The sequence below is a fragment of the Nostoc sp. DedQUE09 genome (assembly GCF_034530915.1).
Classification (GTDB): Bacteria; Cyanobacteriota; Cyanobacteriia; order Cyanobacteriales; family Nostocaceae; genus Nostoc.
Window position 1 is genome coordinate 83618 of record NZ_JAVRCE010000006.1, and the last position, 25342, is coordinate 108959.

Here is a 25342-nt window from a genome sequence, read left to right on the forward strand (position 1 = left end):
ACTCTCGACAAGATTCTCTTGACTCTACCATACAATGAATGTTATGCTCCTACTTGTCTAAGGTAGAGCAAAAGTGATTGCATCTCTTCTAAGAGAAGCGATTAGCGTTTGTTCAACTGTCACACAGATGCAACTATCCCTACTTTTTGACTTTATAGGCATAACAAAACTCATTACTGGTGAAAACAGCAGTCAGTAACGTTCTTTCCCACACAGTTCCTAAACATTGCCAAAGCGATCGCGCTTTTAGGGCAGAGCAGTGCTTTCATCAATCGCATACGCTTGTATACGATTGCTGATCGAGACAATGCCTATATGCGATGCCTGCGGCGGTAAACTACACCTTGATTCTGGAATGTTGATTTTTTATAACCAGTTTTCAGACTTAGTTAGGTCATCGGACTTATCTCCGGCGATTTGAGCGTTACTTTGAGTCTCCGCTTTACTTAATCTGCATACCCCAGGTTTAATAAAACGGATATAAAAAAGCGTGTGGCTATTGCCACCGCACCAAAACTGCTGCTTAGACAAAGAAAATTTTTAATGGATTGATTTGTGTTCAACCAAAGCAAGAGTGCAGCAGCAACTGCGAAGATAGTCGAAATGGCTGTTGAAAGCCACATCATCGCATACCCATCTTCAAAAAAAGTTCCGGTTAAACCCAATAAAGAAGGCAAATAGGCGAAATTCCAACTAAAGGAGAACTTGCAGAGATTGAAAATTCCCACACAACTGTTGATGCTGACAAAAATTTTGGTTAAATGATTAAATCTTTGCCAAAGCAACAGAGCAGTGGCAAGAACCGTTCCAACACCTGTAACGAGCGCTCCTCCATTCACGGCCCAATTCCAGGTATCGTCTGTAAATCCATAAGGGGTCACAATGTCGTACTGCACACGACCCAGTAAACCCCAAACAAAGTGATACATTCCAAATCCACAGGCAAAGCTTGTAAAGGCTTTGCTGAATTTACCCGGATAAAACCAGACTAAGAAAGCAGCACTAAGACCTATGGCAAGTGATAGCCCCGTACTGATCCACATCAAACGAAGTTCACCCGTTTGCATAAGGGCGTTGATGCCCCAATATTTTTGTTTAACTGCCTGTAGTTGTTGAGCGCTTAATCCCAGACCTGTAATCTGGTACATTCTTGAAAGTATAGGCGCATAGTTTTGCCCTGTCTCCTGACAGCTAACTGATTGTTTGTCATACCTTGCACGACAATTGCTAAGGTCATATTTATAATTACTACCTTTTGTTAGGCTGAGGTCTAGTAAACGATTTTGAATTTCTGCTTGACACTGAAATTGCTGCTCTGTTTCTGTGCAGGTAAAGGTTCGATTAGGCAAGTAAATAATAGAGCTATTTGGGGTTTTGATCGATATGCCAGCAAAAAGTGTTAAATTAGGTACACTTGGAGCGTTGAGCATTAGCAGGGATAGAAAAGCAACGACTAGTACAATCCATAAGCTGATTGCAAATCTTGATAGGAATAATACTGCTCGACGCATTGCCAAAAACTTCCTAATAATGTTTATCTGGCTGAATTGACGCCCCTCACAATCTAGACGTTCCAATTAACTAGATCATTATGGTTCAATTTATATAGTCTTTAAAAGCAGTCTGGTAACAAAAAGGAATCTAAACCTTAGTATTCCCTATACAATGCCAAAAACTATAAATCCTTAAGAGGAAAATTAAATATTGAGCGTGTAAACAGGATATAGAGATATTTTAAATTCTATTGACCGCAGAACGTTCGCGCTCTTATTGACTAATCTGGGATTGAATGCTTTACTATAGCGGCTTTGAACTCGATGTCGTCTAACAAATATTTCCCAGCATCTTTTCAGACACGCGACAGCATTTCTCTCTCTGGCTGCTGTCGGCAACACCCTCAAGTCCTATACTTACAAGTATTTCTACTACTCAAGAAGGTAGCGACTGAAGTTGATTGAATTCCCTTCAACGGCATAAAAGGATTACTCATCTGCGTAAGCGCGGTATGTTTATTTCTTTTTGACTTACGCTTTTTGAGAAGCTGTTAACAGGTTTTTCGAGTTGTGAGGGATAATCTAGTAGTTTGTACATTACCAATTTCTCGAAATAAAGTTAATTATTATATCTTTAAAACTCAAATAACTAATTAATAATAACAGAATAAACTGCTCAAATTGAATAAGCGGATCTAATCGCCAACCTTGCATAATTAATATGATTCCACACAAAAATAGACAAATTGGTGCTAATACTCCTTGAATAATGTAAATTGTTAAAATAGGAATTGTTAATGTATTTTTCCTTTGACTTAACCAGCCGAGCATTAAAGTTACATAGATAACTCCTAAAACTAGATAAAGAGTTCCAATTAATTTGATTTCAATTAATCCAGTTGGTCTAACTCCGAAATTAACTTGAGATAAAGTGAACATTTATAGAAAACCCTAATTCTTTATCAAGTTTTAGACTTGCACTACTCAAAGTTTTTTATTTTTCACATCCAATGCCATCACCATCTCGGTCAAACCTGTGAGGGTCAGGTTGCAATACTCTAAACCCTCTTTGGGTAACATCTGGGCAATCCAAATCGGGTGAATTCTTTGGAATGCAAAAATCTGGGTAAGCAGGATCACAGTTATTCTGTTGCTGCGGTTGGATCGGTTGTGAAGTTGCCCGTTGAGCAGCTTTGTGGCGGAAGTCCCAAGGCATCACAGGATTAGCCTGACTCCAAAATGCTAAACGCTGTTGTTTAGCGGTGTTTTCACCTTGCAACAAGCTATCTTTAGACTCCCGACAACCTTTGAGGTACTGGCGATAGACCACAGCCTGTCCCTCTTGCACCATACTCACGTTGACACTGCGATTCTCGACAAACACCTCTGCAACCAGGCGCTTATATTTGTCAGTTTCAACGGGGCGTAGAGTAATGGCTTGTCCTACAGGCAGTAGTTGTTTGAGCCTTGCTGATGACTGCTGACCCCAAGGGTTTTGTTTCATCTCTGGTGCGTCAATGCAAGCAAGGCGAACAGTCACAGTTTTGTTACCAGTTCTCACCCGTATGGTGTCACCGTCACCTACGCTTACAACTGTAGCGGTAAGATTGTTGGCAAATACGGGTAACGACATTTGAGCTAGAAGCAAAGCCGCAACACCAATCAAGCGAAATTTAAAAACCATTTGTACTAAAAATCACTCAAAACTTCTTCTTTTAGGATTCCCAATTTCAGCCAAGCGATCGCTTGTAATAAAGCAGTACACTGGTACTATGCCAAAACTTCCAGAGTGCGTAGGCGTAGCCCGCCTTCGGCATCGCTGTCTCCTATATGCCCATAACCCTTACCTCGTCTGTGCTGTCCATCTTGATGGGGTAGACGGTGACAGCTGCTTGGACTTTCGAGAAGACCCTAACCTTGAACCGGAGGAGTTATGGCAACCAGAAGGCGCAACTTATTATAACGGCGAGTTAATTGTGCAACCACAACAGAGGTGGACACAACAGCAAAAACTAGAGTTACTTGATTGGCATCCGATGTTTACTGGTAGATGCCCCCAGTGTAATGCTGAATTTGACCGGGACTGTTCAACACGGGTGCATTGGGACTGTCAAAATCCAGAGTGCGGATGGATGGATGATACTGTTTAGAGCGTTCACCCTTGACGTTGGCCTAGCAATCGCTCTAACTACTTCCTTGCGCTTAATGCCTGCTGACTTAATTGCATTACAATATTTTGGGGCAATGGATCTATGACAGCATCAGTCGGCAGAGATTTAATAAAAGCTGTTACCTCTTCCCCAGTTTTGTATTTCCCTTCACTCCAAGCATCAGCAATCTGTTTAGCTATTTTATTAGCATCCTCTCGCTGATTATGGGCAGTAATGGACTGGATATCATTACCTGTAAATGATATCCATGTCTGCCAAAGTCCCGTAACTGGATGCTGAACAATCCCTGTGGTCAGTTCGTTGTCCTTAAGCACTGATTTTTTCTTTGGGCGACTAAATCCTTTAAACATGGCAATATTGAGTAAACGCTACTTTAAAATGTCCAAAATCAAAACTGCGATCGCTCTAGTAAGCTGCTAACAGGTTTGACTCCATCCAGTTGTGGGCGATAATCTACTGGTTTGTACATTCCCATTAATCACCTTGGAATCCAACCAGCTAAATTTATTTTCTGATTTGACCCTCACACCAGCACGCAGAGCAGAGACACTGTTAATGAGCCTTGAGGCGCTGTTGAAGTGAAAATCTCAGATTTTTGAATATCAGCATTATGTGAGAGAGAACAAACCACCACAGCAGACGGCATTATTTGACCTTACCCCTAAGCACTGCGACCCAGACCAAATTGATCCACTCTTGCTGCGGCTTGTACCAATGTCGTTTTATAGGATGCCAGCAAACAGCCCAGGTGATGCGTGTCTCTATTTCATCATTGACTCGGCGGCTGGTTTGATTTTGTACGTAGGCGAAACGTGCCGCAGTAACAAGCGATGGCAGAGTATACACGCCTGCAAAGATTACATCGCCAGCTACCAGGATTTACATTATCGCTATGAGTTACTCTCCAGCAGTCAACGCCGCATTTTGGTGGGATGCTCCGGTTGATCGACGCACACGGCAAGAGTTAGAGTTGAACCTTATTTTGAAGTGGCGCAGTCCATTTAATAAGGAGAACTGGGAGCGCTGGGGGCAGCCTTTTGGGTAGGGTGGCTTACTTATGCTTTATGGCGCTACTTTTTCTTTAAACAGCTTTCCAGCAGAAAACGCAGGCACTTTGGTCGCCGGAATTGTCATTGGCTCATTGGTTTTCGGATTACGCCCTTCGCGCTCTGAGCGATCGCGTCGCTCGAATGACCCAAACCCAATCAGCGTTACCTTATCCCCATTGGCTACAGCTTCGGTAACAACTGACAAAAAAGCACTAATGACTTCATCAGCTTGCTTTTTTGTAACGTTGGCTTTGGCTGCTACAGCATCCACTAGTTCGCCTTTGTTCATAAATCACCCTGAAACATTGCCAGTAATGGAAATCTAGCATTACTAGCTTTTATTAGCAAAGGGGGGAAAGGAGTAAAAATCAAGCAACATACGAAAATTAACAATGCACGGCTACTACTGTGTCAATTTGGCGTGATAGATAACTATTATTTCGCTCCTATAAATGTCTAACTGCTGTAACTGTCACACTTTCGGTTAGGTAAATACATCTTCATATTCAGCCACAAGAGATAGGACATCTATACAGTACATAGGTACTATTTAGAGGCATGAAAATGAACCTGACCAAATACTCAAAATCAAGGAGCTAAATATATATGGCAATTCAAGAATTGCGAAAAAACGATATGATGGCGCATCTGCTTGAATCCCTTGATGCTGGCAAAGATATTGGTCATTACGGTAGGTTAGTGTTTGCAATGGTGGCACGTCATTTTCTGAGTGAGTCTGAGTTAATTGACTATCTTCAGAAAGATAAAGACTTCAGTGAACAAGAGGCACGTTCCTTGTATCTACAGGTACAAGGTAAAGATTATAACCCGCCTCGACGGGAGCGTATTCTTCAATGGCAGTCGCAACAAGAATTTCCCATCTGCCCGAATCCTGATAATCCAGATGCTTGTAACGTCTACAAAGACTTACAGTTTCCAGAGGAGGTATATGAACATATCTCCGAATATCATGAACATAAAGCAGATAGCTAAAAACTGATGACTAACCAAAAAGTCGTTCTCGTTACTGGTGCATCATCTGGGTTTGGGCAGTTAATTGCTCAACAACTGGCTGCTATAGGCTACCGTGTTTTTGGTACGAGTCGCAAAGAACATCCAGCTTCACAGGGCGTAGAAATGTTGACGCTGGATGTTACGTCTGATTCTTCAATAGAATCGTGTATTAATCAGTTGCTCACACAGACTAACCGCATAGATTTGCTTGTGAATAATGCTGGACAAATTCATGCCAGCATGATTGAGGAAACTTCTTTAGAACAAGCCAAAGAGATTTTTGAGACGAACTTTTGGGGTGTTGTACGTGTTACTAATGCTGTTTTGCCCTTTATGAGACAGCAACGTAGCGGGCATATTATCAATATGAGTTCAGTGGCAGGGCTGATCGGCGCACCAGGTCAAGGTTTTTACTCTGCAAGTAAGTTTGCACTTGAAGGTTATAGCGAAGCATTAAGTGTGGAACTAGACCCATTCAATATTAAAGTATCTTTAGTTGAGCCTGGCTACTTTAAAACCAACTTCAACCAAGCCATGTTACAGCCTACTGTAATTCATAGTGATTATGACACGGTACGCGACGTAATTTCCTCATCTGTCCAGGGCGCAATTGCACAAGGTGATAATCCTGACAAGGTTGCAAAAGCGATTGCTCGTATTGCTTCAAGTTGCTCACCACGATTACGCTACCGTATTGGCAATGAGGCACAATGGTTGCCTCGCCTGAGAGCGATACTACCTGATAAGCTGTTTCGCTTTGGTGCGCGTAAACGGTTGAACCTGCCTTAAACCACAGCATGATTTAACTGTGTAACCAATGGGGAACTCCAGTTATTCTCCACAGTAGTAATATATGACATTAAGGATTGGCTGGAGTTATACCAATTCACGAAAAATTTGATTCAAATAAAGCATTAAGAATAAAATCCCACCCTGTGATAGAAGCAACGGTTGATGTGTTTAATTTCTCCAAACGCTTCCAGATAAATTGTCTTAATTCATCTAACGTAGCAAAACTTTCCCAAGCCAAATGTCTTTTAACTTCTTCCCATAACCGCTCAATTGGATTAACTTGCGGTGTATGTGGGGGTTGGAACAATAAAATTATATTCTCTGGTATCTGAAGATGTTGGCTAAAATGAAAAGCACCGTTGTCTAATTGAATAATATGTATATTTTGGGAATAAGTAGCAGAGAATTTTTCTAAAAAAATCTGAAAACAAGCTGCATTTAAATGAGAGAATTCCCAAATAAAATACTCGCCAGTTAATGGTTCAACTAATCCATATAAATAAAAATTCTCTCGTTTCCACTGCATAATGCCAATAGGCTTTGTACCTTTTTTTGTAATTAATCTACCAGCTTCAGTTTTCAACCCCACACGGCTTTCATCCTCACACCAATATCTCATTTTTCTTGGTCTATCTATTGGTGATATGATATATTTCTCAATTACTTCTAGATATTGTGGAAGTTTTTTTTAAACTCTTCTTCCGCTTCCGGCTGGTGTTTAATACCTACTGCACGCGGCACTTTTAGCTTCGCTTTCATTTGATAACGTACTGTATCGTGTACTACTTTATATGAAGCTTCTACCCCCTCCACCGCTTTTAACCATGTTCGTATTTCTTCATAACTTTTGAATCCCTGTGGGTCATCCAGTTCTTTTAAAAGTTGCTCTCTTACTTCCGTGTTTATGATTGGTGGTCGTCCTGATCCCTTCTTTCTTGATACCAGACTGGTAATTCCCGACTCTGTATAAGCTTTTAACCATCTTTGCACTGTTGCTGTTCCTCTTCCTAACACAACAGCTAAATCCTGTATTGTCCTTACCTGCCCTATTTTCAATAAATACAACGCTTGAATACGTTCTTTCGCTAATGCTGTTTTTTGTTTCCTCAGCAGTTCACGCAATGCCTCTGCTGACTCTTCTATTTTTACTTTGGTGACTCCAGCCATGAACGTCTGCCCATATTTCTTCCTTAACTATCTTTATCATTTTTTTAGTGAAATGGTATTACCGATGGTATTGTGGGTGATGGTAATGCTGGTGGTGCAGTTGTTGGAGGCTCTGTACCAGGCTGGCAAGCCCCTATAAATACACCTAACCCAAAAGCTGAAACTAGAAAAATAAATCTTTTGTTCATCATTCCTGTTTGAATAACTTACTTGAGCATGAGCAAATCATCTCTGAAAATAATGCTTGAATCAACTGAGCTTTGAACAGGCGGCTGATATAGCAAAAGCATCCAACCTTGGAGTGTGGAGCCAAGGTAAACGGCATTCCAGAGATCAGCAGTGGAAATACTGCAATATGGTAGCCTTATTCATTATCTGACAACTGCTTACTAGAAAAATTGAACAATACAATCTTTCATAATTATATGGAGAGAGTGATCGCTTTCCTCGCTTGAATGAAGGATAAACACTAGGAATTACGCATTGACAAAGTGGTAAAAAAGTGGATTGATCAAAGGTATCATCTACTTAGCAGGTATTAGACAATCAAATTACTGCCACTTTACCGAATGTCACGCTTGAAAACGTGAAACCTCGCACTTGGCTATCTTGTTGGGGGTAGGGTTGCAGGTTCGTGTTTAAGACAATTAAACTTTAGTTGCGAGTTCAACATTTTCTTGATTCCCCAATACCTGCAACCCCACACCCCACCCTTTCATCCAGTTATATCAGGGGTTTGCGCTTAACAAGCATGCCATTCGTCCAACCCTAGTGACTTGGATACAGCCGCGACCATTGTTGTAAAGAGAGCAAAATCGCTATTTCTCATCGTTAAAGAATTACCTCAGCTAATAAGCTAGGGCTTTTTGTTGCTGTTGCACCTATCAAACAGAAGCAAATTTCGATCTGAGGAAATAGGCGATCGCTCTGTTTACTTCATTAGCTTTGTTCACTTACGAGAGCATTATTAATTTCTGCTGAATTTTATATCTGGCCCAGTATCCTCTGGATATATAGGTGGTGACTGTACTGAGAGCAGAACAACATCTTCATTAGGTGTACTAAATCCGTGGCTAACACCATGAGGAATGTAAATAGTATCACCAGATCCTACCAAATAATTTTTACCATCTAAAGTGACAACAGCAGTTCCTTCTAGGATGTAAATAAAGGATTCAGAAGCTTCGTGAATGTGGGGCTGAAGTGAAGAACCTTTGGAAATTTTCACATGATCCAAGCCCACATCTGGGAGCTGTTCCTGGGACAGCAATCGAGTGATAGTAGCTCCAAAAAGTATCTCAGGCTTGAATTGCGTGAGATTCTTCATGGAGGCTCTGTTTGCTTGAGTAATCATTTTACAGTTTGCTCCAGTTACTCTCATTCAAAAACGGCATAGCTCATTAATAACACTTAGTACTCACATTACAAATGTTGATTTAACCAGCCGTTAATTGCAGCAAAATAAACATATTACTAGCTGAGGTCGTCGAACTAAATCATGAATACTATTGTCTACTTGTTAGCTACATAATAGCTCTAACAGGAGCAGATATAACTCACTCTTTAGAAGGGGTAAATGATTTGAATTCAAAATGATGTGATTGCTGTTTCACTTAAGTTGATTTTTATTACGTAAGCATCTTTACTTATGATAAAGAGTTAATCTAAAGATATAGCGCTCCTGTAGTGAAAGGAGAAGCCGTTATCAAATCCGAAGATATAAAATGACACCCACTATTACCGTCTTTGAACGGTCGCCTGATGGCGGCAAGGGACTGGCGCGTGACATGCGCGTTCGCTGGGCGCTCGAAGAAGTGGGCCAACCTTACAACGTTCGTCTTGTTTCGTTCAGTGAGATGAAGCAACCCGCGCACCGTGCGCTTCATCCTTTCGGGCAAATTCCAACCTATGAAGAAGGTGATCTCGCCCTGTTCGAGTCGGGGGCGATCGTGTTCCATATCGCGGAGCGCCATACAGGGCTGTTGCCAAATGATGCGAATAGTCGAGCGCGAGCGATCGCATGGATGTTTGCCGCACTTAACACGATGGAGCCGCCAATCGTTGATCGGGAAATCTTCACGTACTTAGAGCGTGATGAGGCATGGTACAAGCAGCGCCTACATGTCGTCGAAGGTCGCATCCGTAATCGGCTCTTAGAACTTTCCAGTTACCTTGGAGATGCCGACTGGCTCGATGGCGCATTCAGCGCAGGCGACCTGATGATGGTGGAAGTGCTGCTCAGGTTGAAAGACTCGGCTATGCTGGACGACTATCCAAATCTCTCGACCTATGTCGCCCGTGGCGAAGCACGGCCCGCCTTCAAGCGTGCTTTCGCCGCTCAATTAGCGGTTTTCACCCGTCAGTAACCGACTCCCTGACTAGTGCCTGCTTACACAATGAACAGCTTTTTCCTTCAAGTGGTTTTTTATAATTAGTGCAACGTTGGTTTTTGCAAGTCATTCCGTAGGTACGCTTCATCAATCTATAACCAATAACAGAATTCGTAATTTCTCCCCAGACAAGAGTTAAACGTAAACAAGCATCTTTGATATTAGTAGGAATAATTTTAGATTCCGCCAAGGTAGAAAGTGGTTGAATATCTAATTCTGACTCCGTTTCAGTAAATAAATCCTGGTGAGTAAACATATTTGCCTGCACTTAGAGCTTGTCATGTAACAACCTTGCCTCTTTTGAGCCAGAAATGCTTTCTCAGCAAGCTTTCTAGATAATAAATTGTAAAAGTTGTTTATTGACAGGCTCTTAGCCATTCAGGGGGTTCTGGAACAGTTTGGTTGGCGGCACGGATAATTGCAGCATAATCGGTTGGTTTGTTATCAATCACAAATTTATGTTTCTGCTAGCAGTAAATTATTTGTTACTGACTGCCAGTATAGGACTTAATGGCAAGCACCAAATGCCCACCCGTCCAGACGGTGGCTCCCAGAGTATGCAGGATAACCAGAATTTTGAACAGCATCAGAGGCAATAAATCAGGACTTATTATCTCTTATGTCAGGATTTGTTAATTTATTCCGGGTGATTCAGCTATTTACCCCTGATTTTGTAAATATAGATACAGAAATTATTTATTTTACTCTTTCTGGTCTAGTTGAAGAGAGTAATGCTTGCAAGTTTTAATAGATTACAGACGGAAAAAGCCTATGTCCCATCAAACAGTTTCGGTTAATTCGACCGCCCCGACTCTGGCAAACCAGATCACTTCAGGTTGGAACCCCGTCTGCCACATCACGTACAACCGAGATACCTGGGTAAAGTTGCTCCAACCACCCAGTGACTATGCCTTTGAGGAAGCCAAGTTGCTCTGCCAGGAATCCCCAGTAACCTGGGTTGCCTGGGTGCCAGATTACGGTGAAGTGGTACTTGATCGCGGTGATTTTTATTGCTAATCAAAAGCACGGTTGATATACCCACCAGCTATTTCACTAATGTTTTATTTGCCAGGTTAACAATGCAAGGTCAAGGTCTGGCTGGTATGGGCAAGTAAGTAATTCAGGTATTAAACAGGTTGAGTGTGATGAACGTCGATTCGGCTATTGATTGGGATGAAATATTTGAGTATCTGCCGGGGACAGTGGTGGAACTCAAAAATAATCCTGGGGTTTTGTATCAGATTGATTACTATGAAACCACGATGGTTCCTCCAATCTGGTTGGTGAACGATCCGCGTCCGCGTTACCCTCACGAGTTGCAAATTGTCTCTGGTCGTGACATCCAGGTTTGTGAGATAGGGTCGCAGGTTGTTGTATTCTGAGCAAGTGCTGCCTCTGGTATTTAGCGTGAATTAACCACCAAAAATTGAACTTAAATTTTGAGAATTGAGTCCAGCTTGGCAAATAACCTCTAACAAGAACAAACCTACATCCTTGAGCAGTGGTTTATTTTGCTCAGGACAAGCAGTTGAATGTAATCATCTTGGACAACCCATGTCAACGCCAGTCTCGACAATCTCACCCAGTGGATCAAAATTGGTGTAGACAATCTGCTGTTCTTGAGGAGCAATAAATAGAAGTTTAATAACGAGGTTTCACACAATAGCCTTTTGTAAGCATCACTCAAAAGTTTTCCTTGAAAGACTGATTTTCACCTTAACTTTTTTGTGTTTGGAGATCGTTAATAAAATTATTGTTGTTCAATAGTTACAAGTGAACGTCAATAAAAAACGGAAAGCTGATTATGAATGACTGGAATTTGCCTTGGTCAGGCGGATGCCGTTGCGGACAAATACGATTTCAGGTGAATGCCCCGCCTCTACTGACGATGGCTTGCCACTGCACAGGTTGCCAGCGAATGACTGCCAGCGCTTTTTCTTTAAGTGTTGCGATTCCAAGCGTTGGCTTTTCAGTACTGAAGGGTCAGCCGACTATTGGTGGTTTGCATGGCGCGACTCGCCATTACTTCTGCCCGCACTGCATGAGTTGGATATTTACTCGCCCCGAAGGAATGGATGAGTTCGTTAACCTGCGTGCGACGATGCTGGATGATGTGTCATGGTTCACGCCGTTCATCGAAACTTGGACAAGGGAAAAGCTAACATGGGTCATAACTTCTGCGGTTCATAGTTTCGAGACCCTGCCCAGTTACGAAGACTATGCTTCCCTGATAGAAGAATACGCCAAGCAAGCCTCGAAACCTTTATGATGAATGAAGTTGGAAATCTTTGATTGATTAACGGTACTTGGTTATATATTGCGATCGCTCTCATTTCAAATTTAACGATTGGATAAAAGATGCACCTTTAGACTTTAGTTCCTCAGATGATTGTAGTAGTACTAGAGCTTCAACTGCTTGATTATCTTTGATACAAAGTAAACTTCTTTGGTAAATTAGCTTATTATTAACATTTATACCCTTTTTCTTACTTTCTGCTTGTAATGAAGGGCTGGGAACTCCTGTTAAGGTAAAATCTAAACATTTGTATCCATTCTTGATAACAGAAGATTCAGCTATCCTTTTACCGTTCACGAAGTTAGATTTCTTTGCAGCTTCGCTAATAGCTTGTAAAATTTTTGGAATGTTTTCAGCAGCTATTTTTTTAGCAAAGGTTGATTGAGCTACAGTATATGCAGATTCACCTTTTATAGCTGTCCATGTGCGGGTTGTTATGCCTTTAACTGGAGTATTAACCTCTTCGACAACAGAACCCGGCATCAAAATGCTGAAGTTACCTTCCTTAGAGGTAAAGATTTGCTCTTGAGATGATGCAGGAGTGCAAGCTGATAAAGCAAATATACCCAAGGAAGTTATTATCCGGAAATATTTATTAGCATTAGTCAGTAAATTCATAGTCGTTTAAAAATTTAAGTTTATTCCTTGATTTACCCTTTGTAGCCAACATAAATCAACAGCTTGCTTTAGATTAATAAGAGGATAAGCTATCGCTATGCTTTCAACTCATGTACACGTTGCCACTCCTGTTGTGTAATCTTGTAATTTGTAGCGTTCGCTGACGAATTACAATCAAAGTCTTCAAGATAGGGTCTTGTTTTAAGTCTTCCCTTGGTAGGGGCTTTTCTAACACAAAAGCTACCAAACTGAATCTCCGCGCCAGATTTCCCACCAACACCCCGCTCATGACTCCAATAGTCCACATCAGCAGAACTTTCGGCAGACTTAGGAAGAAAATCGATTGGCTACGCTTTGCTTTAAGAGCGATGTCTACAACGGGCTGTCCGGTGTCGCTACTTTCTCCATCCCCACATTTCCTTACTCAGTGTGTCTGATATTCTAATTGGAAACATATTTAGCCCTGCGTTTCTCCCTTCTTCGTTTTTTATAGTTATTAACCTCATATTTAAGCCGCATGAACGGGTAAATATCTCCTGCCAAGTGAAAACCTATAGACCCAACAAGCCCGACATCTGAATAAAGCAATGTTACAGTAAAAATATAAAAAATAAGATGCGTAATAATATGTAGTCGTCCTTGATAGATATGATTTCCAATAGTTACAAATAAACCCAAAATAATTGCCAAGTAATAATTATTTATATATATGCCTAATTGATGTACTAGTACTCCCCGAAATATCAACTCTTCTGTTATTGGATTTAATATACACACAGCAATCAAAAATAAAATCCTCTGAAGCTTTTGCCGTGGTATAAGCCTTACAAAAACGAGATAAGCATCATTTTCTACAATTTGGCTGACTCTCAAAAGATTTAAAATTTTATTTACAATTAACACAAATATACAATAACAAACTAAGCAAATTACTAAGGAAAATACTGGTGATATCTCAAGTTTCAGACCAACTGATGGTGCATCCAATCCTAGAATATAAGTTATGGAAAAAAAGGAAATTAACGAAATTTGATTCCAGAGAATATAAAAGCCAAAACTAGATTTTGGTCTTTCTACTTTTCGTTGCTTTTTAATTATTTTTCTTTGAGCTATGCTGCTATATAAATACACCATCCTTAAGAAAACTACAAAGAATAGAACACAATTACTAAATGGAGGTAATTCAGTTTTCACGATTATCTTTTATTGGGTTCAAGCAAGTTTAAATCCATCACGGCAACCATGTCTTTCGCATAACACGTTGTAAGCTTTGGCATCTGCTCAAAGTCGCGGATACGTGTTGATGGTGCGGTAGTACTTGGGGCTGCTTTGGAATAAGGAGTAGATCATTTTCCTAAGTTAATTTATCTCCAATCATTCTTCTTCATCTGTCACATCACTGTATGCGGAATCATCCACAGCCAATACAGGCTTGCCCATAGCAGCTTCAATTTTGTTAAGTATCATCAATATAGGGGCATGATTATGACTCCGATAAATCCTCCTAAAAACGTCATTGAATGTTTGCATACTATTTTATTTGATACTTTCAAAACCGATAGGGCAGCTAAAATTACCTTGTTTAAAAATAGGTCGGGGAGGATAAGCTAAAGTCTGTTTTTCGGAGCGGCACATTATTGAAATAGTAGTTTTATTTTTTTGCTCGTAAGCAACTGCACCTATCAGACTGTTGAAGCCCTGTTTGGTCAGTCCTAATTGAAATACATCAGTTGGGAATTCTTTTATCGGAGTTGCATATATAAATGACTTATCCTTACTCATGTCTACGGTATATCGATAGCGGCTTGTAGCTGTTGGTGCATCTCCATCTCCAAGCTCTAACAACCTATACGATTGAGCGAAAGCTGATTTCTCCGAGAAATATGCTTGTTGTGCATTAATAAATCTTCCAACTGTAGCTTTACTGCTATCACCACAGCCACAGCTTGGTGGAACTCGAATAAACATAATCGGAATCCCAAGTAATAATCCTCCAGTTCCAATAATTAACAAGATTTTTTTAAAGATATTGTTGCTATGGTTACTTGGCTTATTTACATCAGACATATACAACTTTAAAACTAATAGTGCATATTTCATAAATAGCCGCATTCTACCCTTCATTGGGATAGTATTGCTCGGATGGTAGCAGCGATCATCGTAAATTTAATTTTTGGCATTTCTACATACTCGAATTTGTGGAATCACAACAAACCAATTCTCCGAAATTTTTCCTGTTATATCATCTCTCTTAGTATGGTGATATAGATATCGGACTGTTACTTCACCAGGCTGGAACTGAAACTGTCCAGGGAAAATACCTTTATGCTTAAGAAGTTGTGTTCCTCTCCTTGATAGACAACCAATTTCATCATTATTTGGTGTAAAAATCCTCCAAGCATTATTATGGTTATTTGCTCTTAACTCAAGAACATCACCCTCACATAACTTTTTAATAACATTTTGTCTATTTTTAGTGCTTTCATATCCTAAATAAACATTAGCTGGAGCTAAATCAAAGTAACGCATTAACTGAGGAAGTTGAGTTTCACTATAACCAATAACCTCTGAAGTTAAACCAGCTTGCTGTACAAATAAATTCTGCTGAGTAGAACAAACAATTAATTCTTCTTTGGCGCGAGTCATAGCAACATAAAAGAGTCGTCGTTCTGATTCCATCTCATTACAATTAGTTTTAAATCCATCACCTAAAAGTATGACTTTACGGAACTCTAAACCTTTTGAACCATGACAGCTAGTAACTAAGACTGAGTTATCTTCTAGGAATGATTCACCATTTTCATTAAACTCAAATATAGCAGTCAATATTTCATCAACGCTAATAGGTAGTACAATATCTTCAGACCCATAGCCTCGTTCTTTATCTAAATCTCTAGCAATATTTATCAAGATTTTAACAGTAGGTTCTGTTAAGCTACGATCAGTACGTTCAAAAAACTCCTCAAATCTTTTCTGAACTAATTCTTCAGGATTTAAAACTAGACTATAGTCTTTTTGTAAAGCATTAATTAGTAGACGAGTACAACGATTTTTTAGTAGTGGAATAGTATTATTTTTCAGTGCATAAGTAGATATACTTTCTTTTTCTAAAAGCAAGCGGATAGGACTCAAATCATCCCAACGACTAGCTAAAATAGCGATTTCATGAGGAGCAATCCCTACGTTGACCCAAGATTTAATTTTGTCTTTAACCCATCCGGCTTGTTGTGATAAATTATTGAACTTTAAAGCGGAGACTGCCTCTCCTTTTAATCCTTGGCGTTCAGAGTTAATACGAACTTGCTCGTCTGGAGCCTGTTTACAGCGTATTAAGTTATTTTGTATAAGACAATTAGCAGTTTCAATAATATTTTCTGTAGAGCGGTAATTTTCGTTAAGTAGTAATCGTTTTGCTTTATACTCTTCTTGGAATTGGAGGATATATCTAGTATCAGCACCTTTAAAATTAAAAATATTTTGGTCATCATCTCCAATAACACAGAGATTAATTTGTACTGACTGTGTTTTATCCTCAGATTGATTTAAGCCTGAAATTGACTTAATTAAACGATATTCTTTCTCAGTGACATCTTGGTATTCATCAACAAATATATATTCTAATTTTACTAATAATTGAATTCGTCGTGCCTGAGTATCTTCATCTGCATCTTCAAATTCTTCGCCTTTTTCAATTAATTCGCAAGCTTCAACCAAAAGCCGATCAAAATTTATTGTCTGAGTTCCTCTGTATTCACCTACCGTCCGTCCCAAAAGTGATAAGGCTAAACCGTGGAAAGTAAAGACCCGAATTTGTAATGCTTGTTCGCCAATCAAATTACGCAACCGCAACCGTAATTCTCTAACTGCATTACGGTTGTAAGCTAAAACAAGAATACGCTTCGGCTCAACTCGCTTAACCTTTACAAGATAAGCAATCCGGTGAACAATAGTTTTTGTTTTACCAGAACCAGGGCCTGCTATCACTGCCATTGTTGGGTCTGAAGCTAAAACAATTTCTTTTTGAGCAGGGTTAAGCGGTTCTAGAATACGGTTGTAATCTTCTGGAAGAATCGGTCTGGTAATCTCTCGTGCAAAAAATTGGTACTTTGAAACGAATTCTTCTTGATTTGTGCCAAAGTAATCACTAACGAATTGCTGACGCTGTTCATCTAACTTTAACTGACCATACTTCACCATGTAATGGGTGCGACGAGTTTGTTCATCATAGTGAGCTTCAACTTCAGGGTAACGGCGTTTTACGCTGGAAACACTTGCATTTTTTATTACACGAATTTTCAGAGACTGTTGAAATAAATTCAACCCATCACTTAACCGAATAACTTTTCTCTGGTGCAGCCACAAAAGAATAACTTCTAACTCTTCATTATTCCAGTCAAGTTGAGTTTTTTGGGTAACTTCTTTAGCAAGTTTACCTAATTCGTACTTCAGAGGTAATCTCGCCCCTGTTGTATCTCCCAATGCTTGATACAAAACTTCCAATACTGTAGTTGTGAGAATTTTATGCTCAGGTAAATGCTCTGCAACTTCCATTTCTCCTAAGCGAACCACATCACTAGAAATTCTACTTAACTTTAGCCATTTTTGAGCAACCCAACCTTCCAAAATATCTATGATGTTGGATGCTCTAATTTTTTTACTATTGTCTGGGTCAAGTCGAGAAGCAAATCCACGCAGATTTATTTGTATTTCATTTTCATTACCAAACAACTCATTAAGCACTTGGAGTAATTGGTCTTCTAACTGGCGAATGCGTTCATGATTATTACGGGCATCTCCTCTTACACCCTTAGTAATCACAAGTGTAATTGGTATTTCAAAAGAACAGACTTCAGCCTTTTGCAGTTCACGGATTCTAGCAGTCAGGTCATGTAAGCTAATTCCAGCTTCATCACTGAGGCGGTCGAGGGGGAACGGTTGATCGTTGCTATTACAATAAGCTTTCGCAATGTGCATTGCCTGAATCAGCCGCTCAAAGTTATCTGCTTCAAATCGAGATAAATCCTTCATCCGGCTGTATTTTTCAAACTGCTCTATAGACTCAGCAAAGGTATTATGGCTTAGTTCAAATTCGATAAAGCTTGAAAGGTTCTCGGCTCGTTCTAATAAACCAAATTTTTCTAAGTAATACAATCCTGCTTTTATTTTAGTATTTTGCTGCTCTGATTCTTCTCCAAACTCTTCATCAAAGTCGCCCATTTGATAAATTTCATTAGTTGTCACCCAGAACCAATCATCTCTAGCATTACCAAACGTACACTTACGAATATGTCTGGTGGAGATAAAGACATTTTTCAAATCTTGTTCGCTCAGTTGGTTCAAACTTTGCAAGCGAAAGACTGTATCAGCATCTTTTGGATCAAAGAGCAAAGTACAAACTGCTGGCTCTCCGTCACGTCCTGCCCGTCCAGCCTCTTGGATGTAACCTTCTAAATTGGCGCTCATGCAATGGTGAATGACAGCGCGTACATCTTTACGGTTTATGCCCATGCCAAAGGCACAAGTTGCAGTAACTACATTTAATTTACCTGATTTGAACTCTTGCAAAACTTGTTGTTTTTGTTCTTTTGCAAGTTTTCCATGATAATATTTAGCTTCAATGTGACTTTGTTTAAGAGTTTCTGCTAGCTTTTGGGCATTTTTACGTGTAGTAGTGTAAATCAGTGTACTACCACCTAGTTTGAGAGCTTCTTTGACTTGATTCAACAAAACTTGCTTTTTATTCCCTGCTACTGGAATCACATTAAAAGTTAGATTATCTCTTGTTGTTGCCCCATCAATTGTACGATTAATATTTAGCTTGTGTTGGGCAAATAGCTCTTTAATATCTTCAATAACAGCAACTGTTGCTGTTGCTGTCATCAAAGCCATCAAAGGCATTGCAAGCTGCCGCTCTTGATATAATTCCCGAATAAATTTCGGTATGTAGCGATAATCTGGTCGAAAATCGTGGCCCCATTGGCTAACACAATGAGCCTCATCAATCACCCAAAGAACTGGAGGACGCTGTTCTAACAATGCCCGAATACTCATTGACCGCAATTGCTCAGGGCTGATGTACAGCAAACCTTTGGAACCAGAACGCAGTTCTGATAATCGCTGACGACGTTCTGCTGCTGAGAGATTACCATTAATGAAGGTGGCGAAGAAAAACCCAGCTTGTTCTAAATCTGCTACCTGATCCGCCATTAATGCTTGTAGCGGTGAAATGACAACAGTCAGTGCTTTGTGCCTTTCGTGGAACATGAAAGCTGGTAATTGATAGCATAAAGATTTACCACCACCAGTAGGCATGAGAACAAGCGGACGCTCATTATTAATGATTGCTTGAACAGCTTCTTCTTGCAAAGGTCGAAAACTGGGAATTTCAAAATATTCCAAGTAAGAGCTGATAGCGAATTCATCTGTACTTAAAGGACGTTAACTCTCAAGTACAGCTTGGAAACCATTTAAATGTCTGAGCCAATCACAAAAAACCTGCTTCGATTCATTGGCATTGCACTCATAGTTCCAAGCCAATAATCCCGCCACGCATAATCTTGTCTCAAAATCATAAGTTTGTGGACTAGACCATACCTGCTGCAAATAGGATTGATTTATTCCTTTTAGCATTGTTTCTGGCAGCATTTCTATGGCGGGTTGTTCAATCTTCAAACCAAGGCGATCGCTGAAAAATTGTTGATATGCAAGGTCTGCATCTTCGCAACCGCAAGTCAGGAGCCAAATATATACCTGTTGTACTTCATCAGGCTTTTTAAATAGTGCTTCTAATTGTTGACCAAGTAATAATCGAGTTGCCTGCGCGTCTTCTACAGGATTATTACTTGAATATTCACTTTGTTTATAGTCTTTATTTAGCTTATGCGAGTGCTGTAGGGGGAAAGCGAGTATTGATAGTTCTAAAGTGTCAATTATGTGCCAAGTAGATAATTGCGGTTCTTGCTCAATCAGATAAGGGTAATCAAAGCGGCGGAAGTTGTGACCGCATACTGCTAAATTACTATTTTTCAGCTTTATAATTTCTTCGTAAGCTTGATTTAGATTCTCTTGATAAAAATCTTTTGTTAAGTTCAGAGATACCAATCCTATGCGGTATATATTATTTTCACTATTAATTTCTAAGTCTAAATAAGCATAAAATAAGTCAATATTTGATAAATCTTGCATAAGAATCCCTGATTAGATTGCTTGAGCGCTATCTCATTTCTAAAAAATTACTAACTCAACTTACCCTGACTTTGTTCAAAGATTTTAGCAACAAGTCCTTATTTACCAATAAATAGTACAAAAATACTATGAATTTAACTCATGTACGCGCTGCCACTTTTGTTGTGTAATTTGTAGCGTTTGGCTGATGAGTTACAATCAAAGTCTTCAAAACAGGGTCTTGTTTTCAGTTTTCCCTCAGCAGTAGTTTTTCTAACACAAAAGCTTCCAAACCGAATCTTCACACCAGATTTCCTATCAATGCCACACATCAGTAGGACTTTCGGCAATACTCGTGAGAATCGATTGGGGAAGCGATGGACTAAGTTTATCGATTTTTGTAGCTTGGCGTTGCTCAAATCCTTTGCCAGGAATGGTAGTAGGTTTGTGTGATTGAATATGGAGATTTATAGCAGGGTTAAGAATTTGAGGGGTGAAGAGAGAGCGATCGCTCTTGGGTTTTCCTCTGTACAAGACGCTACTCGCGTTCGCTTGAAAAATTTGAAGTTACGAACCACATTCATAGGTTTTGGCAATTTGGCATCACAAGTCTGTGAATTGCGGTTTAAATGAGATATCGATAGAACAGAACAGACACAAATCGCCGGCTGTTAACCCAAAGCTGTAGAACTCAGCAGCCAATTCACAGTATTCGGTTATCGCAACTCTTGGAGACGCTGCGCGAACGCCACAACTGGCTAGTAATGCACTAGAAAATAAATAATAAATGTGCGTAGGCGCAGCCCGTCGTAGACATCGCTATGAAGCTAAAAATGCTGGGCGTTCTTGGCTGGGGTTGGCGGAGATTTAATTATTTCCAGCAATCATCTCCGTATAAAACTTTTTGGCTAGCATCGGGGTAGAATCTAGCGCACCAGCCTTGTTTCTCCCTGTAAAATGTTTAAGTCCCGTTAGGGGCAATACCCTGCGGTCAGCTAAAGCTACATGAATTGGCCCTGAGCGCGTGTACTTTTGCGTAAGTTCTACCAAATACAAATTTATGCTGCCCAGTTCTTAAGTGTAGATTCTGCTTACGTAGCCAGACTTACACATAATCACATTGATAAACCTATCTGAGAGCAACAACTTAATTTTACAAAGGTTTAGTCAATTATTTACTTGATATTGCGTATATAAGTCGCCTTATATCTAGGTTGTGGCTGCTATTTAATCTAATTTGGAATGTATTTTTTATGTGAATACACGCAAGTAGTCTCGACACTAAATAAATTTGCCAGTAATCTAACTGAATAAATAAATGAGGAAAACACTGACAAGAACCTCCTTAAATAACTAGAAGACAAAAGCTAAGTTCAAAACTCTAGTCATTTTCACTAGTGCTTATATTTGCGTAGGCGTAGCCCGTCGTAGACATCGCAGCTAGAGACTGAAACTTCACCTATCGTACTTGAGGCGTTATGTGCAATTTCGCCGATGTTTTTACTGACATATTTTTAATCTGTCTTGGAATTAGATGTTTAAACAACCTGTCATTATCACCTGTGCAATCAATGGACATCGTACTACTAGGGCAATAGCTCCTGTTCCCTTCACGCCAGTAGAGCAAGCAAAATCTGCACAAGAAGCAGTTAGAAATGGAGCGGCTATTATACACCTGCACGTTCGCGGCAATAATGGCGAAGAATGTTTCGAGCCAGAGCGATATTGCGAAACAATTTCTCAGATCAAACAGATTGTTCCTACTCCCATCATCGAAATCACCCCGCGTGGAACAGATAGGTTAATGCCAAAACCTGTAAAATTTGAACGGGGTAATCTGGTAAAAATATCTGCTGCAATGTGGGGCAATAAGCCAGAACTCAAGCCTGAAATGTGCGCGCTCAACCTGTCAACACGGAATATTGACGAACAAACAGTTCTCCTAAACCCGCCATCTGAGGTCAAAGATCAGATCGAGCGTATTTACAGTTTAGGGCTTATTCCTAGATGCGATCTTTACGATATAGGAGACATCCGAACAGCTTTAGGATTACTGGAAAAAGGCATCTTAAGAGAGCCGCTTCATTTCCTTCTAATTCTAGGAAGTTATTCAGGGATTGGAGCGACCTCTCAAGATCTGGAGTACATGGTTAAACAATTACCAGAAACGTCTCACTGGACAGCATTGGGAAGTGGCAGTCGGTATAACTCTTTTATAGCAGAGCAAGCCACTTTACTTGGTGGGCATATTCGCACAGGATTTGAAGACGAAACCTATGTCAGTAAGGGACAAAAAGCGAAATCAAATGCAGAATTAGTGGCTAACTTAAGAGGTCTTTGCGAAAAAGTAGGGCGTCCGATCGCAACACCCGATCTAGCTCGCCAAATCCTTGGGCTGCAACAGTCGCCACAGCAAGAATTAGTTTCTGTTATTTAATGCCCTACTTACTCAAGTGACAGTTCGCAATTCCCCATATATCAATCATTGTGAACTGCGAATTGTCAATTGCTCCCAAGAGATGCCCTATACTCCTCTTTTTTTCAAAGATTCTTACCATGACACAAGTAAGTGTTAGCAGTATTTTCAGCGTGTTACATTTGTTTCCGATTGGCATAGTTGTTGGAATTATTTCTGCCCTCCTGGGTATTGGAGGCGGGTTACTTTATGTTCCAGCGCTTGCAACAGTTGGAGCCTCACCAATTCAGTCTGTTGCAACTAGCTTAGTTGCAATTAGCCTTGGCGCGATGTCTGGGACAATCCAGAATTGGCAAATAAAGTCACTTAAACTTGAAACGGTTTCTTTATTAACATTGCCTGCCATGCTAACAACCGAAATAGGAGTCAGCATCGCTAGCGCTTTACCTAGTAAATGGCTATTATTGAGTTTTTCCGTTCTTCAGATAACTGCAATCTGGCTAATTAACTTAAAAAACAAACTTCAAAAAGACGAGAAAAAAACCGACTTAATTGAATTATCTCAATCACCAGTAAATTCAACAACACCAACTTTAAAAACTCAAGGCATTGGACTGGTAGCTGGAGTTTTATCTGGTTTGTTTGGAGTAGGTGGGGGTATTATCATGGTTCCCCTGCAAGTTCTGCTTCTTAAAATGCCAATCAAGCAATCTGTACAAACCAGCTACGGAGCGATTGTATTAATTTCCTTATGGGCAGTTAGTCGTTATGTAATTGCAGATTTTACTAATGTATTGATAGTGCCAGGACTGATGTTGGGGGTGGGATCGTTATTGGGCGCAAATTACGGTGCTAGGCTGCTGCCAAGATTGTCAGATAATTTAGTTAGATATTTATTTACATGTTTGTTGATTATTTTAGCTGGTTATATGTCATTAAAAGCTTTAAAAATGTAAATTTTTTTCAGAGAGCGAATTAACCACGCCATCAACTTATATAAAAATGGATCTGTTAAAACAATCATTTTTACTGGCGGAGTTGGCGAGAGTAATGAACCACCTGAAGCTATAGTTGGAAAAAATTATGCACTCGCGCAACAGGTAAAAACTGCTGATATTCTCACTGAAACTCAATCTCGTACAACTCACCAGAACCTCACAAATGCTTTGGAAGTAGCAAATGCTCACCAATTAAATAAGTTTCTTATTGTTAGCGATCCATTGCACATGAAACGAGCAGTATTGATGGCACGAGGTTTAGGAATGAATGCACATTCGTCTCCCACACCAACTACCCGCTATCGCAGTTTTTACAGTCAGATGGAGTTTTTGAGCCGAGAAACTTATTTTTACTTTGTCTACTTAGTATTTAAAATCTAGCTTTAGCAGACTGCAACTAAAAATTGCCTAGTAGTTCGCTTTCGTGACGAAAGCGGGGTAAAGGGTAAAAAGGGAGGGGGAAAGGTTTCAAATCCCTTACCCTTTCCCCAGCCATCACGCAGCATTTTGGGGTTGGCAGACTACTAGTTGAGCAATGACACAAAGTACCCCCTAGAAGCGATCGCAACAATAAAAGCAAGTTTGAGTGAGCGCTCACGTCTGAAATCGCTAAATTTTAGCTAACTTTCCTTTCGGCAAACAGCCAGCAATCAAGACGCTCGTTCCTCTCTACGAGACTCTGCCGAACGCTAACGCTATAGCTATTTGTACTCAAGTAATCTCAAGCAGGCGCAGATCCACCAAGCGCATGGATGTAAGCATCAGCAGTTTCTGTACCAAAACCACCAGCTTGAGCATGATGAAGTAGCGATTATATGATCGGCATAGCAATACTTATACCCAATAGGGCATTGAATCCTGCAACAACCACTGGTGCTGACAACATAACTGTAAAATAGCAAAGGTATTGAAAAAAATCTGAGATTTTAAGTATCTTGGTCAGGATAACCTTTTCTAGATTTCAGCTTTTTTAGACCGTGTTTTAATATTATTATGAATACGACAGCAAGGGCAAAAGTAATTACTAATAATATTGCTATTGGTAAGGAGCAATTTACTTGAGTTGTACTCCACGAACATAAGAAAAATAGAGTCTGTATCCCAAAGATGCTCCCTAAAATTAAGCTAAATATGCCAATAGCACCAACACATACAAGAATATATCCAGTATTTTTATTTTTGCTCATAAATCCCTGGCTTCTGAGAAAAATTATTTCCTAATTGCAGTTACACGGCTAGACGAGTATTCCCAAAATAACAGAATTACAACTCAAGCAATATGCTTAAACTTAACCCTACTTATACTAGATAATCAGATTTTTGAATCTCAGCAGAAGGTGAGAGAGAACAAACCACCTCGGCAGACGGTATTATTTGACCTTCCCCTTAAGCACTGCAATCCAGACCATATTGATCCACTCTTGCTGCGGCTTGTGCCAATGTCGTTTTATCGAATGCCAGCAAACAGCCCAGGTGATGCGTGTCTCTATTTCATCATTGACTTGGCGGCTTCTGTTGTTTTGTACGTGGGGGAAACCTGCCGTAGTAACAAGCGATGGCAGGGTATACACGCCTGTAAAGATTACATCGCCAGCTACCAGGATTTACATTATCGCTATGGGTTACTCTCCAGCAGTCAACGCCGCATTTTGGTGGGATGCTCCGGTTGAGCGACGCACACAGCAAGAGTTGGAGTTAAACCTTATTTTGAAGTGGCGCAGTCCATTTAATAGGGAGAACTGGGAGCGCTGGGGCCAGCCTTTTGGGTAGAGTG

At 40.1% G+C, this 25342-nt stretch carries 28 protein-coding genes and 1 pseudogene; 13 read left to right on the forward strand and 16 right to left on the reverse strand.

The window, feature by feature from the left end; genetic code table 11:
* Positions 1-446 precede the first annotated feature (446 nt).
* From RMY27_RS05875 to RMY27_RS05885, 3 genes are all read right to left on the reverse strand, one after another.
* Positions 447-1148: a hypothetical protein gene (locus RMY27_RS05875; protein WP_322661284.1), complete on the reverse strand. Its 702-nt coding sequence runs from the start codon at positions 1146-1148 to the stop codon at positions 447-449.
* A gap of 942 nt (positions 1149-2090) precedes the next feature.
* Positions 2091-2432 (reverse strand): Ycf66 family protein, encoded by a 342-nt coding sequence (locus RMY27_RS05880; RefSeq protein ID WP_322661286.1) that lies wholly within the window; start codon positions 2430-2432, stop codon positions 2091-2093.
* Positions 2433-2487: 55 nt separating this feature from the next.
* Positions 2488-3177: a thermonuclease family protein gene (locus RMY27_RS05885; RefSeq protein ID WP_322661288.1), complete on the reverse strand. Its 690-nt coding sequence runs from the start codon at positions 3175-3177 to the stop codon at positions 2488-2490.
* A gap of 88 nt (positions 3178-3265) precedes the next feature.
* Here RMY27_RS05885 and RMY27_RS05890 point away from each other — a divergent pair, with 88 nt between their 5' ends.
* On the forward strand, positions 3266-3643 hold the full coding sequence (locus RMY27_RS05890; RefSeq protein ID WP_322661290.1) for a hypothetical protein: 378 nt from the start codon (positions 3266-3268) through the stop codon (positions 3641-3643).
* A gap of 38 nt (positions 3644-3681) precedes the next feature.
* On the opposite strand, the gene RMY27_RS05895 is transcribed toward RMY27_RS05890, so the two are convergent.
* Positions 3682-4014 (reverse strand): hypothetical protein, encoded by a 333-nt coding sequence (locus RMY27_RS05895; RefSeq protein ID WP_322661291.1) that lies wholly within the window; start codon positions 4012-4014, stop codon positions 3682-3684.
* A 262-nt stretch (positions 4015-4276) separates the two neighbouring features.
* Between RMY27_RS05895 and RMY27_RS05900 the strand changes: the two genes are divergently transcribed.
* Entirely contained in the window at positions 4277-4609 is a 333-nt protein-coding gene (locus tag RMY27_RS05900) for a hypothetical protein (protein WP_322661293.1), read from the forward strand.
* Positions 4610-4726: 117 nt separating this feature from the next.
* On the opposite strand, the gene RMY27_RS05905 is transcribed toward RMY27_RS05900, so the two are convergent.
* Complete coding sequence (locus RMY27_RS05905) at positions 4727-5002, reverse strand: HU family DNA-binding protein (RefSeq protein ID WP_322661295.1); 276 nt, start codon at positions 5000-5002, stop codon at positions 4727-4729.
* 317 nt (positions 5003-5319) lie between these two features.
* Here RMY27_RS05905 and RMY27_RS05910 point away from each other — a divergent pair, with 317 nt between their 5' ends.
* Together RMY27_RS05910 and RMY27_RS05915 are read left to right on the forward strand one after the other, a co-directional pair.
* Positions 5320-5706 carry a hypothetical protein gene (locus RMY27_RS05910; RefSeq protein WP_322661297.1) on the forward strand — a complete coding sequence of 129 codons (387 nt, stop codon included), beginning with the start codon at positions 5320-5322 and terminating at the stop codon, positions 5704-5706.
* Between the two features lie 6 nt (positions 5707-5712).
* Positions 5713-6516 carry an SDR family NAD(P)-dependent oxidoreductase gene (locus RMY27_RS05915; protein ID WP_322661299.1) on the forward strand — a complete coding sequence of 268 codons (804 nt, stop codon included), beginning with the start codon at positions 5713-5715 and terminating at the stop codon, positions 6514-6516.
* Positions 6517-6613: 97 nt separating this feature from the next.
* Here the strand turns inward: RMY27_RS05915 and RMY27_RS05920 are convergent, their stop codons facing one another.
* The 4 genes from RMY27_RS05920 to RMY27_RS05935 form a co-directional block, all read right to left on the reverse strand.
* On the reverse strand, positions 6614-7138 hold the full coding sequence (locus RMY27_RS05920) for an IS630 family transposase (RefSeq protein ID WP_322661301.1): 525 nt from the start codon (positions 7136-7138) through the stop codon (positions 6614-6616).
* A gap of 47 nt (positions 7139-7185) precedes the next feature.
* The gene (locus tag RMY27_RS05925; RefSeq protein ID WP_322661303.1) at positions 7186-7686 is read right to left on the reverse strand and encodes a helix-turn-helix domain-containing protein; all 501 of its coding nucleotides are present in this window, start codon (positions 7684-7686) and stop codon (positions 7186-7188) included.
* A 44-nt stretch (positions 7687-7730) separates the two neighbouring features.
* The gene (locus RMY27_RS05930) at positions 7731-7877 is read right to left on the reverse strand and encodes a beta-Ig-H3/fasciclin (protein ID WP_322661305.1); all 147 of its coding nucleotides are present in this window, start codon (positions 7875-7877) and stop codon (positions 7731-7733) included.
* A 776-nt stretch (positions 7878-8653) separates the two neighbouring features.
* A complete protein-coding gene (locus RMY27_RS05935; RefSeq protein ID WP_322661307.1) occupies positions 8654-9013 on the reverse strand; it encodes a cupin domain-containing protein in 360 nt (119 codons plus the stop codon).
* 397 nt (positions 9014-9410) lie between these two features.
* On the opposite strand from RMY27_RS05935, the gene RMY27_RS05940 reads away from it, so the two are divergent.
* Positions 9411-10052, forward strand: a complete 642-nt coding sequence (locus tag RMY27_RS05940) for a glutathione S-transferase family protein (RefSeq protein WP_322661309.1) — start codon at positions 9411-9413, stop codon at positions 10050-10052.
* On the opposite strand, the gene RMY27_RS05945 is transcribed toward RMY27_RS05940, so the two are convergent.
* Positions 10039-10332 carry a hypothetical protein gene (locus RMY27_RS05945; protein WP_322661310.1) on the reverse strand — a complete coding sequence of 98 codons (294 nt, stop codon included), beginning with the start codon at positions 10330-10332 and terminating at the stop codon, positions 10039-10041. The genes RMY27_RS05940 and RMY27_RS05945 overlap by 14 nt on opposite strands.
* Positions 10333-10534: 202 nt before the next feature.
* Between RMY27_RS05945 and RMY27_RS05950 the strand changes: the two genes are divergently transcribed.
* The 4 genes from RMY27_RS05950 (at position 10535) to RMY27_RS05965 (ending at position 12345) form a co-directional block, all read left to right on the forward strand.
* Complete coding sequence (locus tag RMY27_RS05950) at positions 10535-10675, forward strand: hypothetical protein (RefSeq protein WP_322661312.1); 141 nt, start codon at positions 10535-10537, stop codon at positions 10673-10675.
* Between the two features lie 136 nt (positions 10676-10811).
* Positions 10812-11093 carry a hypothetical protein gene (locus RMY27_RS05955; RefSeq protein ID WP_322661314.1) on the forward strand — a complete coding sequence of 94 codons (282 nt, stop codon included), beginning with the start codon at positions 10812-10814 and terminating at the stop codon, positions 11091-11093.
* A gap of 128 nt (positions 11094-11221) precedes the next feature.
* Positions 11222-11458, forward strand: a complete 237-nt coding sequence (locus tag RMY27_RS05960) for a hypothetical protein (RefSeq protein ID WP_322661316.1) — start codon at positions 11222-11224, stop codon at positions 11456-11458.
* 422 nt (positions 11459-11880) lie between these two features.
* Positions 11881-12345, forward strand: coding sequence for a GFA family protein (locus RMY27_RS05965; RefSeq protein WP_322661318.1), 465 nt, complete (start codon positions 11881-11883; stop codon positions 12343-12345).
* Between the two features lie 60 nt (positions 12346-12405).
* On the opposite strand, the gene RMY27_RS05970 is transcribed toward RMY27_RS05965, so the two are convergent.
* The 6 genes from RMY27_RS05970 to RMY27_RS05995 form a co-directional block, all read right to left on the reverse strand.
* Complete coding sequence (locus RMY27_RS05970) at positions 12406-12990, reverse strand: hypothetical protein (protein WP_322661320.1); 585 nt, start codon at positions 12988-12990, stop codon at positions 12406-12408.
* Between the two features lie 441 nt (positions 12991-13431).
* Positions 13432-14184 carry a CPBP family intramembrane glutamic endopeptidase gene (locus RMY27_RS05975; protein ID WP_322661322.1) on the reverse strand — a complete coding sequence of 251 codons (753 nt, stop codon included), beginning with the start codon at positions 14182-14184 and terminating at the stop codon, positions 13432-13434.
* 342 nt (positions 14185-14526) lie between these two features.
* Positions 14527-15090, reverse strand: coding sequence for a type IV pilin-like G/H family protein (locus RMY27_RS05980; RefSeq protein ID WP_322661324.1), 564 nt, complete (start codon positions 15088-15090; stop codon positions 14527-14529).
* Positions 15091-15156: 66 nt separating this feature from the next.
* Positions 15157-19389: a RecQ family ATP-dependent DNA helicase gene (locus RMY27_RS05985; RefSeq protein ID WP_322661326.1), complete on the reverse strand. Its 4233-nt coding sequence runs from the start codon at positions 19387-19389 to the stop codon at positions 15157-15159.
* Positions 19390-19428: 39 nt separating this feature from the next.
* Complete coding sequence (locus RMY27_RS05990; RefSeq protein ID WP_322661328.1) at positions 19429-20175, reverse strand: hypothetical protein; 747 nt, start codon at positions 20173-20175, stop codon at positions 19429-19431.
* A gap of 297 nt (positions 20176-20472) precedes the next feature.
* Positions 20473-20688 (reverse strand): hypothetical protein, encoded by a 216-nt coding sequence (locus RMY27_RS05995; RefSeq protein WP_322661330.1) that lies wholly within the window; start codon positions 20686-20688, stop codon positions 20473-20475.
* Positions 20689-21688: 1000 nt separating this feature from the next.
* Here RMY27_RS05995 and RMY27_RS06000 point away from each other — a divergent pair.
* From RMY27_RS06000 to RMY27_RS06015, 4 genes and pseudogenes are all read left to right on the forward strand, one after another.
* Positions 21689-22591, forward strand: a complete 903-nt coding sequence (locus RMY27_RS06000; protein ID WP_322661332.1) for a 3-keto-5-aminohexanoate cleavage protein — start codon at positions 21689-21691, stop codon at positions 22589-22591.
* 62 nt (positions 22592-22653) lie between these two features.
* Positions 22654-23526 carry a sulfite exporter TauE/SafE family protein gene (locus RMY27_RS06005; RefSeq protein WP_322661334.1) on the forward strand — a complete coding sequence of 291 codons (873 nt, stop codon included), beginning with the start codon at positions 22654-22656 and terminating at the stop codon, positions 23524-23526.
* Between the two features lie 6 nt (positions 23527-23532).
* Positions 23533-23949 (forward strand): annotated as a pseudogene (locus RMY27_RS06010) (YdcF family protein); the annotation flags it as partial.
* A 956-nt stretch (positions 23950-24905) separates the two neighbouring features.
* Positions 24906-25238: a hypothetical protein gene (locus tag RMY27_RS06015; RefSeq protein ID WP_322661336.1), complete on the forward strand. Its 333-nt coding sequence runs from the start codon at positions 24906-24908 to the stop codon at positions 25236-25238.
* Positions 25239-25342: the final 104 nt, after the last annotated feature.

Excerpts from the sequence above, each read along its gene's own strand:
- RMY27_RS05875 (WP_322661284.1), bottom strand. The coding sequence starts at position 1,148 with ATGTACCAGATTACAGGTCTGGGATTAAGCGCTCAACAACTACAGGCA.
- RMY27_RS05880 (WP_322661286.1), bottom strand. The coding sequence starts at position 2,432 with ATGTTCACTTTATCTCAAGTTAATTTCGGAGTTAGACCAACTGGATTA.
- RMY27_RS05885 (WP_322661288.1), bottom strand. The coding sequence starts at position 3,177 with ATGGTTTTTAAATTTCGCTTGATTGGTGTTGCGGCTTTGCTTCTAGCT.
- RMY27_RS05890 (WP_322661290.1), top strand. The coding sequence starts at position 3,266 with ATGCCAAAACTTCCAGAGTGCGTAGGCGTAGCCCGCCTTCGGCATCGC.
- RMY27_RS05895 (WP_322661291.1), bottom strand. The coding sequence starts at position 4,014 with ATGTTTAAAGGATTTAGTCGCCCAAAGAAAAAATCAGTGCTTAAGGAC.
- RMY27_RS05905 (WP_322661295.1), bottom strand. The coding sequence starts at position 5,002 with ATGAACAAAGGCGAACTAGTGGATGCTGTAGCAGCCAAAGCCAACGTT.
- RMY27_RS05910 (WP_322661297.1), top strand. The coding sequence starts at position 5,320 with ATGGCAATTCAAGAATTGCGAAAAAACGATATGATGGCGCATCTGCTT.
- RMY27_RS05915 (WP_322661299.1), top strand. The coding sequence starts at position 5,713 with ATGACTAACCAAAAAGTCGTTCTCGTTACTGGTGCATCATCTGGGTTT.
- RMY27_RS05920 (WP_322661301.1), bottom strand. The coding sequence starts at position 7,138 with ATGAGATATTGGTGTGAGGATGAAAGCCGTGTGGGGTTGAAAACTGAA.
- RMY27_RS05925 (WP_322661303.1), bottom strand. The coding sequence starts at position 7,686 with ATGGCTGGAGTCACCAAAGTAAAAATAGAAGAGTCAGCAGAGGCATTG.
- RMY27_RS05930 (WP_322661305.1), bottom strand. The coding sequence starts at position 7,877 with ATGATGAACAAAAGATTTATTTTTCTAGTTTCAGCTTTTGGGTTAGGT.
- RMY27_RS05935 (WP_322661307.1), bottom strand. The coding sequence starts at position 9,013 with ATGAAGAATCTCACGCAATTCAAGCCTGAGATACTTTTTGGAGCTACT.
- RMY27_RS05940 (WP_322661309.1), top strand. The coding sequence starts at position 9,411 with ATGACACCCACTATTACCGTCTTTGAACGGTCGCCTGATGGCGGCAAG.
- RMY27_RS05945 (WP_322661310.1), bottom strand. The coding sequence starts at position 10,332 with ATGTTTACTCACCAGGATTTATTTACTGAAACGGAGTCAGAATTAGAT.
- RMY27_RS05950 (WP_322661312.1), top strand. The coding sequence starts at position 10,535 with ATGTTTCTGCTAGCAGTAAATTATTTGTTACTGACTGCCAGTATAGGA.
- RMY27_RS05960 (WP_322661316.1), top strand. The coding sequence starts at position 11,222 with ATGAACGTCGATTCGGCTATTGATTGGGATGAAATATTTGAGTATCTG.
- RMY27_RS05965 (WP_322661318.1), top strand. The coding sequence starts at position 11,881 with ATGAATGACTGGAATTTGCCTTGGTCAGGCGGATGCCGTTGCGGACAA.
- RMY27_RS05970 (WP_322661320.1), bottom strand. The coding sequence starts at position 12,990 with ATGAATTTACTGACTAATGCTAATAAATATTTCCGGATAATAACTTCC.
- RMY27_RS05980 (WP_322661324.1), bottom strand. The coding sequence starts at position 15,090 with ATGAAATATGCACTATTAGTTTTAAAGTTGTATATGTCTGATGTAAAT.
- RMY27_RS05990 (WP_322661328.1), bottom strand. The coding sequence starts at position 20,175 with ATGCAAGATTTATCAAATATTGACTTATTTTATGCTTATTTAGACTTA.
- RMY27_RS06000 (WP_322661332.1), top strand. The coding sequence starts at position 21,689 with ATGTTTAAACAACCTGTCATTATCACCTGTGCAATCAATGGACATCGT.